The organism is Ramlibacter sp., from assembly GCF_035554825.1.
Lineage (GTDB): Bacteria > Pseudomonadota > Gammaproteobacteria > Burkholderiales > Burkholderiaceae_C > Ramlibacter.
In genome coordinates, this window is the sequence record NZ_DATMHS010000008.1 from 1 (window position 1) to 17,997 (window position 17,997).

Here is a 17,997-nt window from a genome sequence, read left to right on the forward strand (position 1 = left end):
AGATCAGGATGGTGATCGCCAGCGTGACGGCGAACTCGCGGAACAGCCGACCGACCACGTCGCCCATGAAGAGCAGCGGGATCAGCACCGCCACCAGCGACACCGTCAGCGAGATGATGGTGAAGCCGATCTGCGTGGCGCCCTTCAGCGCGGCTTCGAGCGGCGGCTCGCCTTCTTCCACGTAACGCGCGATGTTCTCGATCATCACGATCGCGTCGTCGACCACGAAGCCGGTCGAGATCGTGAGCGCCATCAGCGACAGGTTGTTCAGGCTGTAGCCGAGCAGGTACATGGCGCCGAAGGTGCCGATGAGCGAGATCGGCACCGCCAGGCTGGCGATGATGGTGGCGCGCAGGCTGTGCAGGAAGGCGAAGATCACCAGCACCACCAGCACCACCGCCAAGACCAGCTCCAGCTGCACATGGTGGACCGAGGCCCGGATGCCGGTGGTGCGGTCGCTCAGCACGTCGACGTGCAGCGCGCCCGGCAGACCGGCCGTGAGCTCGGGCAGCCGGTCGTGGATCGCATCCACGGTCTGGATCACGTTGGCGCCGGGCTGGCGCTGCACGTTCAGGATGACGGCGGGCTTGAGCTGCCCGTCCACCACCGCCCACGCCCCCAGCTTCACGTTCTCGGCGCTCTCCACCGCCTGCGCGACGTGTTCCAGCCGCACCGGCGCGCCGTTGCGGTAGGCGACGATCAGGTTGCGGTAGTCGGCCGCCACCAGCAGCTGGTCGTTGGCGTTGATGGTGTAGGCCCGGGTCGGCCCGTCGATGCTGCCCTTGGCGCCGTTGGCGTTGGCCGCCGTGATCGCCGTGCGCACGTTGTCCAGCGTCAGCCCGTACGAGGCCAGGGCCCGCGTGTCGACCTGGATGCGCACCGCCGGCCGCTGGCCGCCGGACAGGGTCACCAGGCCGACGCCGCCGACCTGGCTGATCTTCAGCGCGAGCCGGGTGTCGACGATGTTCTGCACCTCGGTCAGCGGCATGGTCTCGGAGGTGATGGCCAGGCTCAGCACCGGCGCGTCGGCCGGATTGACCTTGGCGTAGACCGGCGGCGCCGGCAGGTCGGCCGGCAGCAGCGAGCCGCCGGCGTTGATGGCGGCCTGCACCTGCTGCTCGGCGACGTCCAGCCCCAGCCCCAGCGTGAACTGCAGGGTGACGATCGACACCCCGGCGGCACTGGTCGAACTCATGCGGGCCAGGCCGGGCATCTGCCCGAGCTGGCGCTCCAGCGGCGCGGTGACGGTCTGGGCCATCACTTCCGGACTGGCGCCCGGGTACAGCGTCTGCACCTGGATCGTCGGGTAGTCGACCTGCGGCAGCGCCGACAGCGGCAGGAAGCGCCAGCCGACCAGGCCGGCCAGCACGATCGCCAGCATCAGCAGCGAGGTGGCGACCGGGCGCAGGATGAAGGGGCGCGATGGGTTCATGGGCCCGGGCGCGCCACTGGCGCGTGGTGCTGGCGGGCGCCGCCGGCGCGGCTCATGGCGTCGTCGCCGGCGCCGCGGTGCGCTGGCGGCGGGCGCCGGCAGCGGCCGGCGGCGCGCCTTCGGCAGCAGTTCCCGGGGCCGCCGAGGCCGGCGCGGTCGTGCCGCCCGGGCCGTCCGCACCGCCGCGCCGGCGGCCGCCGCCACCGGCGCGACCGCCCGGCCCCGGCGCCTCGCCCGGCAGCACCACGCGCGAGCCGTCGCGCAGGCGGTCGGCCCCTTCGGTGATCACCCGCTCGCCGACCTGCAGGCCGCTGGCGATCTGGACCCGGTCCACGGTGGCCTGGCCGCGCGTGACCGGGCGCAGGGCGACGGTGCGGTCGTCCTGGAGCACGAAAACGTAGTCGCCGTTGCTGCCGTGGCGCAGCGCGGCCACCGGCACCACCACGGCGTCGCGGATGGTGCGCACCTGCAGCTGCACGTTGACGAACTGGCTCGGGAACAGCGCCTCGCGGGCATTGTTGAACCGGGCCTTGGCCCGCACCGTGCCGGTCTGGGTATCGACCTGGTTGTCCAGGGAGGCGAACACCCCGGTGTCCAGCACGTTGGCGCGGCCGCGGTCCAGCGCCTTGGCTTCCATGAAGGCGCGGGCGTTGCGCTGCAGCTCGGGCGCCTGGTCCTGCGGCACGGCGAACTCGACGTCGATCGGCGAGATCCGGGTGATCGTGACGACTCCGTTCGCGTCGCCGTTGCTCACGACGTTGCCCACGTCCACGGTGCGCAGGCCGACCCGGCCGGCGATCGGCGCGACGATGCGCGTGTAGCCGAGGTTCAGCCGCGCCGTGCCCTCGTTGGCCTTGGAGATCACCAGGGCCGCCTCCAGCTGCTTGACCAGCGCCGCCTGGGTGTCGACCTCCTGGCGGGCGATCGAGTCCTGCTGCAGCAGCGTGCGGAAGCGCTCGAGCGTCACCCGGGCGGCCTGCAGCTGCGCCTCGTCGCGCATCCGCTGCCCGGTCGCCTGCTGCACCGCCATCTCGAACTGGCGCGGGTCGATCAGCGCCAGCAGTTCGCCCTTGCGCACGATCTGGCCTTCCTTGAACAGCACCTGCTGCAGCACGCCGGACACCTGCGGCCGCACCCGCACGGTGGCCTGCGGCACCACGGTGCCCAGCGCGTCGAGGACCACCGGGATGTCGACCCGCTCCGCGGTGGCGACGCCCACGGTGGTCGCCGGCCCGCCGGCGCGGCCGCCGCGTGCGCCGCCGCCCGGTCCGCCGCCGGCGCGGCCGCCCCCTGGCGCGCGTTCGGCGACGGCCGGCGTGTCCGGATGAGTCAGGTGCCAGGCGAGCCAGCCGACGCCGCCCACCACCGCCAGGGCCAGCACGCTGCCGATGACCGTGGCGCGGCGGCTGACGCGGCGCCGCGGCTCGGTCGCGGCGATGGCGTGGTCGGATGGGGGCGGCACCGGCGGCTGGGGGTCCATCAATGTCCTTCCTGGCCGCGGGCACGCCCTGCGGGCGCACCGTCGTACCGGAGCCGCAAGGGTGCGGCAAGGCCTGCGGCAGAGCCATCGGCGGGCGGCGCGATGCGCTGTAGGTGGAATCCGGCAGTCGGGCGGGAAGTCGGCTGAGCGCGGAACATGGCGCACAGCATGAACCGCGCAGGTGAACGCCGCGCAAAGCGCGGGCAAACGGCCGGCAACTGCGGCCGGCCGGCCCGGGCCCGTCACGCGCCCCGGGCGGGGCTCAGGGCGCGGCCAGCGGCAGCGGGCGCCCCTGCGCCGCCGCCGGCGCGGGCACGCCCAGCACGCGGGCGATGGTGGGGGCGATGTCCGCCACCTCGACCCGCGTGTCGATGCGGCCCGGCTTCACCCACCTGGGGCCATACACCAGGATCGGCACGTGGGTGTCGTAGGGATGGGGCGAGCCGTGCGTGGTCAGGTAGTTGCTCGACGAGGTCGTCATCCACAGCGGCTTGAGCGCGAACTGCACGTCGCCCGAGACCTCCTGGTGCCAGGTGTTGCGCATCTGCCCGAAGAACGGCGCGCCGGCCCGGCTGCCGCTTGCCAGCTCGCGCCGGGTGTAGGCGGCGGCAATGGCGGGCTCGGCGAGCAGCGAGGCGCGGGCGGCTTCCGCCACCTCGTCGAAATTGAGCTGTTTCTCGGCGATCGCCTTGCGATCGAGCACCAGCGCCGTCGAGGCGGAGATGAACGGCGCCAGCTTGGGCGCGCCGAAGCGGCGCTCCAGTTCCGCGTTCACCCGCGCCAGCATGGTGCCGGCGGACAGGCGGCCGGCCGCCTGGCCCTGCGCCTGGCTGTATTCCGGCGCCGGCATGAAGCCGTGGTCGGCGGTGAGCACGACCAGGTAGTTGTCCGGGCCGACCATCGCGTCGAGGTCGCGGAAGAAGGCCTGGAACAGCCGGTCGAGCTGCAGCGTGTGGTCGTGCGAGATGCGCGACTCGGCGCTCCAGCGGTGGTTGACGTAGTCGTGGCCGGACAGGCTGACCGCGAGGATGTCGGGCGCATCGTCGCGTCCCAGCTGCTCGCCGGCGATCGCGGCCCGCGCGAATTCCAGCGCCAGCGTGTCGGCGAACGGGCTGGCCAGCAGGCCGCTGTAGTACGCCAGCCCCGGCTTGTCGTCGGCCGGCGCCCCCATCATCATCGGGAGCTTGCCGCCCTTCGGGCCGTACATCGGCTGGTTGTCGGGCATCGAGCGCGCATAGGCGGCCTCGGGCAGCAGCGGCCGCCACTCGGTCTTGAAGAAGCGATCGGCCGGCCTGGCGGCGTGGAACGCCTTCACCCACGCCGGGTGCTCCTGCATGTAGTAGGTGGTGGAGGCGAACTGGCCGGTCTCGCTCATGTACATGTAGGCGACCCCGCTCTTGCCGCCGGGCAGGATGGCGCCGCGGTCCTTGCCGGAGATGGCGATCACCTTGGAGCGCGCGTCGACGCGCCGCAGCACGTCGCCGACGGTCTCGACCTTGAGATTGCGCGGACTGGTGCCGTCCAGCGGCCGGGTCTTGTGGCCGATGTAGCTGGCGCTGGTGTCGCCGGTGTTGTAGACGGCCGCGCCGGTGGCGGCGTCGCGCCACTCGTTGTTGATGATGCCGGTGCGATGCGGATAGGCGCCGGTCAGCATGGTGGCATGGCCCGGCGCCGTCGCGGTGACGGCGTGCCCGTAGTGGGCCTCGGCGAACCAGGCGCCGCGATCGAGGAACCGGGCGAAGCCGTCGGGCGCCAGCTGGTCGCGGTAGGCCAGCACCTGCCGCTGCGGCAGCCCGTCGACGGCCAGGAAGACCACCAGCTTGGGCCGGGCGGGCGCGCTCGGCGCGACGGCGCAGCCGGCGAGGACGGAGGACAGCGCGATGGCACCGGCCAGGCGCAGCAAAACGGACTTGTTCATCCGCCCGAGGCTACGCCAAGCGGGCGGCGCCGGCACCCGGTCTTTCCCGGAAAGGCTCAATGGACGGGCCCGCGGTAGGTGCCGCTCGCGATGTAGACGCCACCGGCCCAGGTGGTGCGGACCTCGAGCTGGGACAACCGGGCCGCGAGCTTGTCCCAGGGCCGCGCCAGCCCCTCCAGCGAAGTGACCGAGTACACGGCGGCCAGCGCGACGAAGGCGTTGGTCGGCCACAGCCAGGCCGGCGCCCACTGCAGGCCCGAGCTCACCACCCGCGCCCCGGACCTGAGGTGCGCCAGCACGTTGGCGATGGCCGCGTCGTCGCGCAGGATGTCGTGCGTGAAATGGAACAGTGCGGCGTCGGCCTGTCCGCGCAGACGCGCCGCGGCGGCCGGCGCGCCGACCAGCTCGACGTGGCGCCAGTGCTGCCGCTCGACGCGTTGCAGGGCCAGGGCCAGCATGTCGGGCGACTGCTCGATGCCGACGATGTGGCCGCGCGGTCCGATGCGCTCGCGCAGCGGCGCGAAGCTCAGGCCGGTGCCGCAGCCGACGTCGAGCACCGTGGCGCCCGGGCGCAGCTGGAGCGCGGCGATCGCTTCGATGCGGATCGGCTCGAAGACCGCGAGCTCGAGGTCGTACCGTTGCGCGCGGCGCCGGTATTGGGCGAGCGCGGCGGCGGGGTCGGGGCGGCGCCGCCCGAGGGGCGTGCCCATGGGAAGTCCGGCGTCAGTGCGTGATGACGACCAGCACGCTGCACGGCGCGTGCTCGATCAGCGCGCCGGAGATCGAGCCGCGCCACCAGCGGGCGGCCCAGCTGTCGAGGTGCTTGTGGCCCACCACGATCAGGTTGGCCTCGATCTTGCGCGCGTACTTGGTGATCTCGTCGACGGCCTCGCCCACCAGCACTTCGCCGCGGGCGGCATAACCGGCCTGGCCCAGGCGGCGCAAGCCGTCGTCGAGCACCGCGCGATGCTTCTTCTTCTCGCGCTCCTCCAGTTCCATGTCGTACACACCGCCTTCCAGGCCCACGAAACTCATCGCGGACGGCATCACGGCGATCAGGAACAGTTCCGACTGGCTCCACTGCGCGATGTCCTGGCAGTCGAGCAGGGCTTTCTGGCCGGCATCGGAGCCGTCGTACGCCAGCAGGATTCGCTTGTACATGAGCGCTACTCCCTTGGATGGTCAGCCGAGCATAGACGGTGGAGCGAACCGCTACAACTTGGGGTAACCCCCGCGTTCAGGCGGCGCCGAACAGCGCCTGCAGCACGCCGGCATCCTGGAAGAGGCCGCGCACGGCCAGCCCCAGCACATTGCCTTCCACGCTCTGCCAGCCCAGGCCGCCGCCGAGGACCGCCAGCACCGGTCCCATGCCGGGATGCTTGACGCTGCGGCCCTGCCGCACTTCCAGCGCCGGCACCACGCGGCCGGCCAGCGGCGCCCAGTGGCCGATCACCGCGCCGAACGACAGCGGCGCCGGCGCCGGCGCGCGCGCGGGCTCCAGCTGCGTGACCAGCGGCAGCAGCCCGATGCCGGGGCCGTTGCCGGCGATGTCCTGCGGATCGATCAGGGCTTCGCCCAGCATGTGCAGCCCGGCGCCCAGGCCCAGCACCGGGCGGCGCGCCTGGGCGTGCAGGGCGACCGCGTTGTCCAGGCCCTGCCGGCGCAGCCAGCGCAGGTCGGCGCCGGTCGCGCCCGAGCCGGGCAGCACCAGGCATTCGGCATCCTGCGCCTGCGCGCACGAGCGCGCGACGACCAGCCGCAGGCCGGGCACCCGCGCCAGCGCGTCGAACTCGTCGAGGTCGGCGCCGGGGTAGCCGAGGATCGTCATGGTGAACATCGCATTCATGGCCGCAGCACCTCCCGGGCATCGGTTTGCGGCGCATTGTCCACGGTGACGAACTCGTTGGGCAGCGCCACCCACTGACCGGCGATCGCGTGCACCGCGACGCGGCCGTCGAACACCCGCTCCAGCGCGCGATGCGTGGCCGGATGCGCGCACGGCCCCTGGTGCATCACGCGCCCCGCCTTCATCACCAGCATCTCGTCGGCGTGCAGCGCCATCGTCGTTTCGTGCAGCACGCTGACAGCGGCGCCGCCGCGCTGGACGTGGGCGCGCACGATGCGCAGCCAGTCGGCCTGGTGCGGCGGGTCGAGGTTGGCCAGCGGTTCGTCCATCAGCAGCAAGGGCGCGCCCACGGCCAGCGCCCGCGCCAGCAGCACCCGCTGGCGCTCGCCGCCCGACAGGCTGGCCAGCGCGCGGCCGCGCCAGTCCCAGCACTGGGTCTCGCGCATCGAGGCCTCGACCAGCGCGCGGTCCTGCGCGCCGGGCGCGCCGAACCAGGACTGGTGCGGCAGCCGGCCCAGCATGACGACGTCGTAGGCCAGCAGGTCGCTGGCTGCGCCCTCGCCCTGCCCCAGCCAGGCGAGCTGCTTGGCCCGCTCGCGCGCGCTCCAGGTCGCGGCGTCGCGGCCGGCCAGCCGCACCGTGCCCTGGTACGGCAGCAGGTGGGCCAGCGCCTTCAGCAGCGTGGTCTTGCCGGCGCCGTTGGGGCCGACGATCGCGGTCCAGCGGCCGGCCGGAAACGCCACGCTCACGCCGTGCAGGATCTCGGCGCCGCCCAGCGGCACCCGCAGGCGCTCGGCGGCCAGGGCGAATTTGCTCACAGCGGCCTCCGGTGCATCAGCCACAGCAGGTAGCCGCCGCCCAGCACCGCCGTGAGCCCGCCCACCGGCAGCTCCTGCGGCGCCACCAGCCCGCGCGCGAGCACGTCGGCGGCCAGCAGCAGCACGCCGCCGGTCAGCGCCGACAGCGGCAGCAGCCAGCGCGCGGTGGCACGGGTGGCGGCGCGCGCCAGGTGCGGCGCGACCAGGCCGACGAAGGCGATCAGCCCCACCTGGGCCACGGCCGCGCCGGTCGCCAGCGCCATCACGCCGATCAACAGCGTGCGCACCGGGGCCAGCGGCACGCCCAGGCTGGCCGCGGTGTTCTCGCCCAGCGCCAGGGCATCGAGACCGCGACTGAGCGCGACCGCGACCGCGACACTCGCCGCCAGCACGGCGGCCAGCAGCGCCACGCCGTCCCATCCGATCAACCCGGTGGTGCCGAGCAGGAACGACTGCATCGCCCGCATCACGTCCGGCACCCAGTACATCACCAGCGCCGCCAGGGCGCCGAACACCATGCCGACCACCACGCCCGCCAGCAGCAGGCGCAAGGTGTGCTGCACGCCCTTGGCCAGCACCAGCGTCAGCAGCACGGCCAGCACGGCGCCGGCAAAGCCCGCCCCGGACAGCCCGAGCCGCGACCACCAGCTCGCGGCGGCCAGCGGCGAGACGCCGAGCAGCACCAGCAGCAGCGCGACGCCGAGCGCCGCGCCGGTGGCGCTGCCCAGCAGGTAGGGATCGGCCAGCGGATTGCGAAACAGTCCTTGCGCCACGGCGCCGGCCAGCCCCAGCAGCGCGCCCGCCAGCCAGGCGCCGGCCGTGCGCGGCAGGCGGATCTCCCAGACGATGGCGCGCGCGGCCTCGCCGCCGGCCGGCCAGAGCGGCTCCCAGCCGGCGCTGCCGATGGCGGCGCCAGCCAGCGCCAGCAGCGCGCTGGCGGCCAGCAGCCACAGCGCCACGGTGGCCGGTGCGCGCGAGGCTCGCGTGCTCATGACCCGCCGCCCCGCGCGTTGCGCTGCAGGCAGCGCGCCAGGATCCGCGCCGCCTCCGCCAGCCGCGGTCCGGGCCGCGAGAGCACGTTCGACTCGGCCGGCGTGAACGCGCAGACGCGGCCATCGCGCACGGCGCGGATGCGGTTCCAGCCGGGCCGCTCGGCCGGCGGGCGCTCGCCGTCGGCCGCCAGCATGATCACCTGCGGGTCGGCGCGGACGACGAATTCGGGATTGAGCTTGGGCACGCTGCCGAGCGCGGGCGGAACGATGTTGACGGCGCCCAGGCGGGTGAGCAGCTCGCCGATGTGCGAGCCCGCGCCGGCGGCATAGGGGCCGCCGGAGATTTCGAAATAGACGCTGGCGCCGCGGGCCCGCGGCGGCAGCTCGTGCGCCGCCTGGGCGATGCCGGCTTCGATGCGCTGCCAGGCGGCCTCGGCGCCGGCCACCTGCAGCAGCCGGCCGACCTGCACCAGGTTGCGCCGAACGTCGGCCAGGGTCTTGAGCTCGACCCCGAACACCGGCACCCCCAGCGCCTGCAGCCGTGCCAGCGCCGGCGAAGTCGCCGACAGCAGCACGAGATCGGGATGCAGCGCCACGATGCGCTCGATGTTGGCGTCGTCCACGCCGCCGATGCGCGGCAGCGCGCGGACCCCCGGCGGCCAGTCGGCGTAGCTGTCGACGCCGACCAGGCGCTCGCAGGCACCGAGCTCGCACACCGTCTCGGCCAGCGACGGCAGCATCGTGACCACGCGCTGCGGCGGCCGCGCCAGGTCGACGGCGATCCCGCGGTCGTCGACCACCGGCGCCGCCGGCGCGGTCAGGGCCGCCGCGCACAGCACGGCCGCCAGCAGCCAGCGGCCGATGAGGCGCCGCCGCTCACCCATGGCGCTCGCTCCACTCCAGCACGATGCGATGCAACTGCTCGACGCCGTCGGTCAGCGCGGCGGGGCCGGGCTGCAGGATGTCGGCCGACTTGATCTCGAACAGCTGCCCATCGCGCACCGCGTTCACCTGCGACCAGCCGGGCCGCTGCGCCACCGTCTGCGGCCGGAACTTCTTGCCGCACCACGAGCCGATCACGATGTCGGGGTTGCGCCGCACGATCTCGGCGCCGTCCGCGACGATGCGGTCTTTGCCGAGCGGCTGGGCGGCCAGTTCGGGAAAGCAGTCGTCGCCGCCGGCCAGGCCCAGCAGCTCGGACACCCAGCGGATGGCGCTGATGTACGGCTGGTCCCACTCCTCGAAGTAGACCCTCGGCCGTCGCGGCAGCGCGCTGGCCGCGCGCTCGATCGCGGCCAGCCGCGCGGTCATCCCTTCCAGCAGCGCCAGGCCGCGCGCCTCCTGACCGACCATCGCCGCCACCTGGTACAGCATAGCGCCGATCTCGGCCACGCTGCGCTGGTTGAACACCGTGACCTGCACCCCGTGCCGGATCAGGTCCGCGGCGATGTCGGCCTGCAGGTCGGAGAAGCCGAACACGCAGTCGGGCCGCAGCGCCAGGATCTTCTCGATCCGGGCCGAGGTGAAGGCGCTGACCTTCGGCTTCTCCTCGCGCGCCCGCCGCGGCCGCACCGTGTAGCCCGAGATGCCGACGATGCGCGCCTGCTCGCCGAGCAGGTACAGCCACTCGCAGGTCTCCTCGGTCAGGCAGACGATGCGCTGCGGTCCGCGCGGCAGGGCGAGCTCGGGCATCGGCCGCCTCAGAAGGTCACGCGGGCGGCGGCCGTCACGGCACGCCCCGGTTCGGGATAGATCGAGGTCGCGCCACCGCCGGCGCAGGCGAAGGCCTGGGTGTAGTAGCGACGGTCGAACAGGTTGGCGACGGCCAGCGACAGTTCCACCCGCTGCCATTGGTAGGCATAGCGCAGGTCGGCGGTGGTGTATGCCGGGATCCTGCAGGCATTGGCGAAATCCGGGTGCTGCTCGCCGACCCAGTTCACGCCGCCGCCGAGGCGATGCGCCGCCGCCGGCGCCCAGTCGGCGCGCACCGCCAGGCTCTCGCGCGGCACCAGCGGCACCGCGCGGCCGGCATACGGGCCGGCGCGGAACTTCGCCTCGCGCAGCGCCGCGTTGACCCGCAGCGCGACGGTCCGCGTCAGCGCGTGCGAGGCATCGAGCTCCAGCCCCTGCCGCCGCGTCGGATCGAAGTTGACGTTGGAGCCGGGAAAACCGAACGGCCCCGGCGCGTTCGGGTCGAACCCGATCTCGTTGGCCAGCGCGCTGCGGTAGCCGCGCACCTCGGCCTGGCCCGACGCGTAGCGCCAGCGCGCGCCCAGTTCCGTGTCGCGGGACGTCTGCGGCCGCAGGCCGCGGCCGGGCGCGGCGAAGCTGAATTCGTCGACGCTCGCCAGCCGGAAACTGCGGCCCACCCGGCCGTAGAGCGTGAGACCCGGCGCGAGCGGCGTGCTGGCGCCCAGCTCCCAGGCGTTGAGCCGGCCGGACAGGCCGCTGGCCGCATTGCTGGCGTCCTTGGCGATCCGCTCGGTGCGGGCGCCGGCGCTCAGGCGCGAGCCGCCGGCCAGCGTGACGTCGTCCTTGGCGTACCACGCGTGGCTGGTCTGGCTGGCGCTCGAGCCGAACGCACCCAGCACGTCGCGCGACCAGCGGCCGTGGTCGGTGCCGACCACCAGGATGTTGGCGACGCCGGCCAGCTTGCCTTCGTGGCGCGCGCGCAGCGAGAGCGTGTCGGCGTCGGTGTCGTAGTCGAACGGAAAGCCGGTGTTGATGCTGCGCAGCTCCTTGCGCCGCGTGCCCACGTCGGCGGCCAGCTGCCAGCCGCCGGCGCTGGTTTCGCCGAACACGCTGGCGCGGCTGTTGCGGATGCTGGCGTGGTCGTTCGGCGTCGTGGTCTGGCGCGGATTGGCCGCGTACTGCGCCGCGCTGAGCGCGCCGGGCAGGCCGGTGTCGAGATCGTCGCGCGCCAGCCGCAGGCCGATGCGTCCGCGCTCGCCCGACCACTGCCCGGCCACCGAGGCTGCGTCCGCCGCCGAGCGGAAGTTGTCGCGATGGTTGTCGCTGTCGCGTCGTTGCGCCGTCGCGTCGAGGGCGAACGAGCCGGTCGCCAGCGTGGCGCTGGCCCGCAGGTCGCGCAGGCCGCGGCTGCCGGCGCCGGCGTAGACCGAGCCGCCGCTGCGGCGCTCCGTGCCGGCGCCGCTCCTGGTGGTGATCACGATCACGCCGCCGGTGGCGCCTTCGCCGTACAGCACCGCGCCGCTGCCGCGCAGCACCTCGATGCGCTCCACCGATTCGATCGGGATGCCGGCGACCCGCGTGCCGCCGAGGTCGGCCTCGCTCACCCGCACGCCGTCGACGATCACCACCTGGTTGGTGTCGGCGGCGGCGCCGAAGCCGCGCAGGTCCAGGCTGTATTCGCCGCCGCCGTAGAAATCCTGCCGGCCCACCACACCCAGCAGGCGCATCAGCGCCTCGTTCACGGTGGTGGCGCCGCTGGCGCGGATCTGGTCGGCGCCGATCACGCTGACGCCGAACGGCAGGGGCGCCGCCAGTTCGTCGAAGCGTGGCGCGCTGACGACGATGCCGGGCAATGTGACCGGCGTCTGGGCCGCGGTGAAGGAGGAGGACGCGGCCAGCGCCAGCACGAAGGCCGCGCGCGGGAGAAAACTCGATGCAGTCATGAGAAGTCGAAACGATTCAATACCCGGACCAGCTTCCCCGCCGGTACAGTGGGCCATCCAGCCGCGCGTCCTCGCGGACGGCGCAGCCACCGTGTTGGCCGGTATCCGGGCTGGCGGGTCTGTTCCCGTCGCCTTCCCAGACGCGCTGTTCGCACGCGTCCAGTGGCTTGCATGACGGGACGGAATTCCCTGGCGGGAATTCATCCGCTTACCGTTGCGGGGGCAGCGCAGGTTGGCTCGAACCGTGAGAACGGCGCGGAGCGCCCTGCTTCCCGTTGAACTGCGGCATGTGAACCACACCGCGAGCACCAACGATTCCATTTTACGGCTGCCGCTGTCACAAAACCCTACAATTCCCCCATGAGTGCTGCCCAGATCGAGCAGATTGCCGAACGCGTCGAGCGCCTGCTCGTGCGCTACGAGGAGCTGCAGCGCACCAACGCCCTGCTGTCGCAGCAGCTGGAAGTGCTCACCCAGGAACGCGACTCGCTGAAGTCGCGGCTGTCGGCGGCCCGGGCCCGCGTCGAGGCGCTGCTCGAACGGCTCCCCGACATCAAGAACGCCGCCTGACCATGAAGCAGCTGGAAGTCCAGATCATGGGCCAGAGCTACCTGCTCGGCTGTCCCGACGGCGGCGAGCAGCGCATGCTGGAGGCGGTGGAAAAAGTCGACGCGGCGATGTGCAAGATCCGCGATGCCGGCAAGGTGAAGGCGCGCGACCGCATCGCGGTGCTGGCGGCCCTCAACCTCGCCTTCGACGCCAGCGCGCGCGGCGCGGCGCCGCCGACACCGATCGCGTCCGCCGACCTCACCAGCGCCGGCCTGGCCGGCCCGGGCAACGGCGCCGACGCGCGCCTGGGCAATCTGCTGGAACGCCTCGACCGCGCGCTGCGCCAGGACGGCCGCCTGCTCTGAGGCGGCAGCGGCGCGCGCGGCCCCCTCGCCATCGCGCCGCGGCCGGTACTGTCGAGTGCGCAGGTTCCGGACCGATGTCAAGCAGCGCTTTTTTTTTCATGTCGGCAGCCGAGGTATTGGGCGTCGGCCGACACGATTGGCGCGGACATGCCCATACAATGAACTTGTCTGCGGTGCATGCCGGGCTTTCATGTCCTTGAACCAATGCTCTTCGAGCACGGGCTTGGAATCATCGCTTGGTGAGCGTGATCGTCTCGCGTCAGATGAACCCAACGCCAAGCTGACCTCGCCCACCTGAACCCCGGTTCAGGCTGCCGGCCCGGTGGCACTTGCAGACACCTCTTTCGCGGAGTTGCGCTTGCTGCACAATCGGCGCAACCCCGCTCCTCGCGGGGCAAGAACAAACATGTCCCTCGAACCTCTCCTCATTTTCGAACTCGTCCTGCTCGGCATCGGCACGGGCTTTCTCGCCGGCCTGCTCGGCATCGGCGGCGGCATGGTGATGGTCCCCTTCATCACCTTGATCCTGTCGCACCAGGGCGTGGCCCCGGGGCTGGCGGTCAAGATGGCGATCGCCACCTCGATGGCCACCATCATCTTCACCTCGATTTCCAGCGTGCGCGCGCACCACCAGCGCGGCGCGGTGCGCTGGGACCTGGTGCGCGGCCTGGCCCCCGGCATCATCGTCGGCGGCATGATCGCCAGCCTGGGCGTGTTCGCGCTGCTCAAGGGCTCGTGGCTGGCGCTGGTGTTCGGCGTCTTCGTCGCGTTCTCGGCGACGCAGATGTTCCGCAACAAGAAGCCCAAGCCCTCGCGCGCGATGCCCACGGGCGCGGGCCGGCTGGGCGCCGGCGGCTTCATCGGTTTCCTCTCGGGGCTGGTCGGCGCCGGCGGCGGCTTCATCAGCGTGCCGTTCATGGCCTGGTGCAACGTGCCGATGCACAACGCCGTGGCGACCTCGGCGGCGCTGGGCTTCCCGATCGCGCTCACCAACGTCATCGGCTACATCGTCAGCGGCCAGTCGGCGCAGAACCTGCCGCCCGCTTCCTTCGGCTACATCTGGCTGCCCGGCCTGGTGATCATCGCGCTGGGCAGCGTGCTGACGGCGCCGATGGGCGCCAAGGCGGCCCATTCGCTGCCGGTCGCCAAGCTGAAGAAGGTGTTCGCCAGCGTGCTGTACCTGCTGGCGGTGTACATGCTGTTCAAGGGCATCACGAGCTAAGCCGAAAAGCAAAGGGCGCGCCGCGGCGCGCCCTTTCCTGCGTCGGCCGCGATCCGGCCGGCGGCCCTCAGGCCGGCTGCAGCCGCTCGCGCAGCCCGGCGGTGATCCACAGGCCGTTGTCGCGGCCGGCGATCAGCGCCTGCACGCCGCGCGTCTGGCCGATCAGGCCGTGCGCCTCGCGCGCCGGCAGCACCATCGCGGCGGCGCCCAGGCCGTTGACGGCGGCCAGTTCGGTTCCGACCAGCGTCACGCCATGCGGGCCCTGCGCCGGATAGCCGGTCTTCGGATCGAGCACGTGGTGGTAGCGGCGGCCGCCGCGCACGAAGCAGCGTTCGTAATCGCCCGACGACGCGACGAAACCCTCGCGCACGTCGATCGCGGCCAGCAGCCGCGACGGCTCGCGCGGGTCGCGGATGCCCACCCGCCACGGCCGCTGCGCGCCGCCGCTCGTGGCGACCACGTCGCCGCCGCCGTTGATCAGCGCCTGCGTCACGCCGTGGCGCTTAAGCGTCTGCAGTCCCGCGTCCAGGATCGCCAGCTTGGCGATGCCGCCCGGGTCGATGCGCATCCCGCGCCTGGCGAGATAGGCGGTGCCGGCGCGCTCGTCCAGTTGGAGCTGGCGCCAGTCGACGTCGGCCAGGTGCGCCGCGATGTAGCCCGCCGGCGGCATCACCGGATCGCGCGGATCGAAATGCCAGCGCCCCACCGAGCCGACGGTGACGTCGAAGGCACCGCCGCTGCGCCGCGACATGCGCTGCGCCATCGCCAGCACCTGCATCAACTCCGGCTCGATGGCCACCGGCTGCAGGCCGGCCGCCAGGTTGATCGCGGCGACGCGGCTGGTGGGCTCGTAGTGGCTCATCATCGCGACCAGCGCGGCCATGCGTTCGAACGCCGCTGCCTGCGCCGAGCGCAGCAGGTCGGCGTCGCCGCCGGCGACGGCGATGTCGACCACCGTCCCCATCATGTGGCGCGAGGCCCGCAGCCGCAGGTCCTGCGCCCGCAGCCGCGCCGACGGCCAGGCCGCGAGGCAGGCGCCGAACGAGGCTGCCAGCATGAGGCGGCGCCGGCGGGGGTCCACCGGCGCCATGGCGGCCGCTGCGGCCGCGTTGTCGGTCACGCGATGCACTGGCGTGTTGGCGCGCCGCTCAGCGCGACTGGTCGGCCATGTAGTTGACGGCGGCCTTGACGTCGTCGTCGCTCAGCGCCGCGTTGCCGCCCTTGGCCGGCATCTGGCCCTTGGCGCCGGTGAAGCCGCCGATCGCGTGCGTGTACAGCGTGTCCATGCCCTGCGCGATGCGCGGACCCCAGTCGGCCTTGTCGCCGGGCTTGGGCGCACCGGCAACGCCGGCGGCGTGGCACAGCGCGCAGGTCTTGTTGAACACCGACTTGCCCGCGGCGTTGTCGGCCGAAGCGGTGGCGGGCGCCGGTGCGGCGGCGGGTGCTGCGGCCGGTGCGGTGGCCGCGGGAGCGGGCGCGGCCGGAGCCGGCGTCTCCTGCTTGCTGCAGGCGGCCAGCAGCGCGGCGCCACAGATCGCGAGCGTGAGCGTGAGGTGTTTCATGCTTGTTTGGAAGTTGAGGAAAACGGTCGCCCATTCTAGGCGGCGCCCACGCGAAAAAATTTGCGGCGAACGCCGCCGCGCTTGACGTAGAGCAAATGAACGGCAGGAAGGTGCACGGATGATCCACCTTTCCAAAAAACGGTGCGCAGCCACGGTGGCGGCGGCACCTGCCTGATGACCAAGCGAAGGAAGACGCAATGAGGAAAGGGGCCCAGATGCCAGAAGAAACCAAATCCGAACTGCCGCGCCGGCGGTTCCTGAACACCGCGGCGGCAGCCGGCCTGGCCGGCATCGGCATGGCCGCCTGTTCGGACAAGCCGGCGACTGCGCCCGCAGCGAAGGCCTCGTCGGCCGTCGCGGGCTCGCACGCCGACGAAGGCGGCGCCTCGATCCACCTGAAGCCGGGCGAGCTCGACACGTACTACGGGCTCTGGAGCGGCGGCCACACCGGCGACATGCGCGTGCTGGGCCTGCCCTCGGGCCGCGAGCTGCTGCGCATTCCCTGCTTCGTGCCGGACGCGCTGGTGGGCTGGGGCATCACCAACGAGTCCAAGCAGATCATGGGCACCAAGGCCGACGGCAGCCTGAGGTACACCGTGGCCGACACCCACCACACGCACGCCTCGTACAAGGACGGCAACTACGACGGCCGCTACGCCTGGATCAACGACAAGATCAACAGCCGCCTGGCCCGGATCCGGCTCGACTACTTCATCTGCGACAAGATCACCGAGCTGCCCAACGTGCAGGGCTTCCACGGCATCTTCCCGGACAAGCGTGACCCGGTCGATCCCGCGATCAACTACACCACCCGCGTGTTCTGCGGCGCCGAATTCCAGATCCCGCTGCCGAACAACGGCAGCGACCTCGAGAAGGCCGACAAGTACCGCAGCATGTTCACCTGCGTGGACGCCGAGACCATGGAAGTGCGGTGGCAGGTGCTGATCGACGGCAACTGCGACCTGACGGCCACCTCGTACGACGGCAAGCTGGCCGCCACCAACCAGTACAACACCGAGAACGGCGTCAAGTACGAGGACATGATGTCCGCCGAGCGCGACGCCTGCCTGTTCTTCAACGTCGCCCGCATCGAGGCCGCCGTCAAGGCCGGCAAGTTCAAGACCGTCGGCGACTCCAAGGTGCCGGTGGTCGACGGCACGCGCGAAGCCAACAAGGATCCCAAGACCGCCCTCACCGCCTACGTGAGCGTGCCCAAGAACCCGCACGGCGTGAACGCCAGCCCGGACGGCAAGTACTTCATCTGCGCCGGCAAGCTTTCGCCCACCTGCACGGTGATCGAACTGGCCAAGGTGCTCGACTGGTTCGACGGCAAGCTGGAGAAGCTGGACGCCGCCATCGTCGCCGAGGTCGAAGTCGGCCTGGGCCCGCTGCACACCGCCTTCGACGGCCGCGGCAACGCCTACACCACCCTGTTCCTGGACAGCCAGCTGGTCAAGTGGAACGTGGACGCGGCGATCAAGTTCCACGCCGGCGACAAGAACGCCAAGTACGTGGTCGACCGCCTCGACCTGCAATACCAGCCGGGCCACGTCAACGCCTCGCAGTCGGAGACCAAGGCCGCCGACGGCAAGTGGCTGGCGGTGGGCTGCAAGTTCTCCAAGGACCGCTTCCTGCCGGTGGGCCCGCTGCACGCCGAGAACGAGCAGCTGATCGACATCTCGGGCGAGAAGATGGTGCTCAAGGCCGACCACCCGGTGCGCGGCGAGCCGCACGACTTCATCATCTTCAAGCGCGACCTGGTGCGGCCCAAGCAGGTCTATGCCCTGGAGGACTTCCCGAACGCGGTCAAGGACGCCAAGGAAAGCGGCGTCGAGCGCAAGGGCCGCAAGGTGACGGTGAAGATGACGTCGCAGGCCCCGGCCTTCAGCCTGCGCGAGTTCAAGGTGAAGAAGGGCGACGAGGTCACCCTCATCCTCACCAACCTCGACAAGGTGGAGGACCTGACGCACGGCTTCGCGATCCCGAAGTACAACGTCAACTTCATCGTGAACCCGCAGGAGACCAAGTCGGTGACCTTCATCGCCGACAAGCCCGGCGTGTTCTGGGCCTACTGCACGCACTTCTGCCACGCGCTGCACCTCGAGATGCGCAGCCGCATGATCGTCGAGGCCTGAGCCCGCGCGGGCCGGCGCGCGCCGCGGCGCGGGCCGGCCCGGC

The 17,997-nt window shown here is 72.0% G+C and carries 17 protein-coding genes and 1 riboswitch; of the genes, 4 read left to right on the plus strand and 13 right to left on the minus strand.

The window, feature by feature from the left end:
• From VNT59_RS00345 to VNT59_RS00395, 11 genes are all read right to left on the minus strand, one after another.
• Window positions 1–1,432 (minus strand): efflux RND transporter permease subunit (locus VNT59_RS00345; protein ID WP_325495496.1); only part of this gene is annotated, 1,432 nt, incomplete at its 3' end.
• 52 nt (window positions 1,433–1,484) lie between these two features.
• Window positions 1,485–2,912 (minus strand): efflux RND transporter periplasmic adaptor subunit, encoded by a 1,428-nt coding sequence (locus VNT59_RS00350; protein ID WP_325495498.1) that lies wholly within the window; start codon window positions 2,910–2,912, stop codon window positions 1,485–1,487.
• Window positions 2,913–3,174: 262 nt separating this feature from the next.
• The gene (locus VNT59_RS00355; RefSeq protein WP_325495500.1) at window positions 3,175–4,830 is read right to left on the minus strand and encodes an alkaline phosphatase family protein; all 1,656 of its coding nucleotides are present in this window, start codon (window positions 4,828–4,830) and stop codon (window positions 3,175–3,177) included.
• A 56-nt stretch (window positions 4,831–4,886) separates the two neighbouring features.
• On the minus strand, window positions 4,887–5,540 hold the full coding sequence (locus VNT59_RS00360; RefSeq protein WP_325495502.1) for a class I SAM-dependent methyltransferase: 654 nt from the start codon (window positions 5,538–5,540) through the stop codon (window positions 4,887–4,889).
• 13 nt (window positions 5,541–5,553) lie between these two features.
• Window positions 5,554–5,991 (minus strand): universal stress protein, encoded by a 438-nt coding sequence (locus VNT59_RS00365; protein ID WP_325495504.1) that lies wholly within the window; start codon window positions 5,989–5,991, stop codon window positions 5,554–5,556.
• A 76-nt stretch (window positions 5,992–6,067) separates the two neighbouring features.
• Window positions 6,068–6,676: a hypothetical protein gene (locus VNT59_RS00370; protein ID WP_325495506.1), complete on the minus strand. Its 609-nt coding sequence runs from the start codon at window positions 6,674–6,676 to the stop codon at window positions 6,068–6,070.
• Entirely contained in the window at window positions 6,673–7,494 is an 822-nt protein-coding gene (locus VNT59_RS00375) for an ABC transporter ATP-binding protein (RefSeq protein WP_325495508.1), read from the minus strand. Before VNT59_RS00375 ends, VNT59_RS00370 begins: the two co-directional genes overlap by 4 nt.
• A complete protein-coding gene (locus VNT59_RS00380; protein WP_325495510.1) occupies window positions 7,491–8,486 on the minus strand; it encodes an iron ABC transporter permease in 996 nt (331 codons plus the stop codon). The genes VNT59_RS00375 and VNT59_RS00380 overlap by 4 nt, the downstream gene beginning before the upstream one ends.
• On the minus strand, window positions 8,483–9,370 hold the full coding sequence (locus tag VNT59_RS00385; protein ID WP_325495512.1) for a helical backbone metal receptor: 888 nt from the start codon (window positions 9,368–9,370) through the stop codon (window positions 8,483–8,485). The genes VNT59_RS00380 and VNT59_RS00385 overlap by 4 nt, the downstream gene beginning before the upstream one ends.
• On the minus strand, window positions 9,363–10,178 hold the full coding sequence (locus VNT59_RS00390) for an ABC transporter substrate-binding protein (protein WP_325495514.1): 816 nt from the start codon (window positions 10,176–10,178) through the stop codon (window positions 9,363–9,365). Before VNT59_RS00390 ends, VNT59_RS00385 begins: the two co-directional genes overlap by 8 nt.
• Window positions 10,179–10,186: 8 nt before the next feature.
• Window positions 10,187–12,121, minus strand: coding sequence for a TonB-dependent receptor (locus VNT59_RS00395; RefSeq protein WP_325495516.1), 1,935 nt, complete (start codon window positions 12,119–12,121; stop codon window positions 10,187–10,189).
• Between the two features lie 79 nt (window positions 12,122–12,200).
• Window positions 12,201–12,449, minus strand: a riboswitch (cobalamin riboswitch).
• A gap of 32 nt (window positions 12,450–12,481) precedes the next feature.
• Here VNT59_RS00395 and VNT59_RS00400 point away from each other — a divergent pair.
• The 3 genes from VNT59_RS00400 to VNT59_RS00410 all read left to right on the plus strand — a co-directional run bounded on the left by VNT59_RS00400 (window position 12,482) and on the right by VNT59_RS00410 (window position 14,257).
• Entirely contained in the window at window positions 12,482–12,691 is a 210-nt protein-coding gene (locus VNT59_RS00400; RefSeq protein ID WP_325495518.1) for a DUF904 domain-containing protein, read from the plus strand.
• Between the two features lie 2 nt (window positions 12,692–12,693).
• Window positions 12,694–13,035, plus strand: a complete 342-nt coding sequence (locus VNT59_RS00405; protein WP_325495520.1) for a cell division protein ZapA — start codon at window positions 12,694–12,696, stop codon at window positions 13,033–13,035.
• Between the two features lie 406 nt (window positions 13,036–13,441).
• Window positions 13,442–14,257 (plus strand): sulfite exporter TauE/SafE family protein, encoded by an 816-nt coding sequence (locus VNT59_RS00410; RefSeq protein WP_325495522.1) that lies wholly within the window; start codon window positions 13,442–13,444, stop codon window positions 14,255–14,257.
• Between the two features lie 67 nt (window positions 14,258–14,324).
• Here VNT59_RS00410 and VNT59_RS00415 read toward each other — a convergent pair whose 3' ends face one another.
• On the minus strand, window positions 14,325–15,377 hold the full coding sequence (locus VNT59_RS00415) for an FAD:protein FMN transferase (RefSeq protein ID WP_325495524.1): 1,053 nt from the start codon (window positions 15,375–15,377) through the stop codon (window positions 14,325–14,327).
• Between the two features lie 28 nt (window positions 15,378–15,405).
• Complete coding sequence (locus tag VNT59_RS00420; protein WP_325495526.1) at window positions 15,406–15,819, minus strand: c-type cytochrome; 414 nt, start codon at window positions 15,817–15,819, stop codon at window positions 15,406–15,408.
• Between the two features lie 215 nt (window positions 15,820–16,034).
• Between VNT59_RS00420 and nosZ the strand changes: the two genes are divergently transcribed.
• Complete coding sequence (gene nosZ, locus VNT59_RS00425; RefSeq protein WP_325495528.1) at window positions 16,035–17,954, plus strand: TAT-dependent nitrous-oxide reductase; 1,920 nt, start codon at window positions 16,035–16,037, stop codon at window positions 17,952–17,954.
• Window positions 17,955–17,997 lie beyond the last annotated feature (43 nt).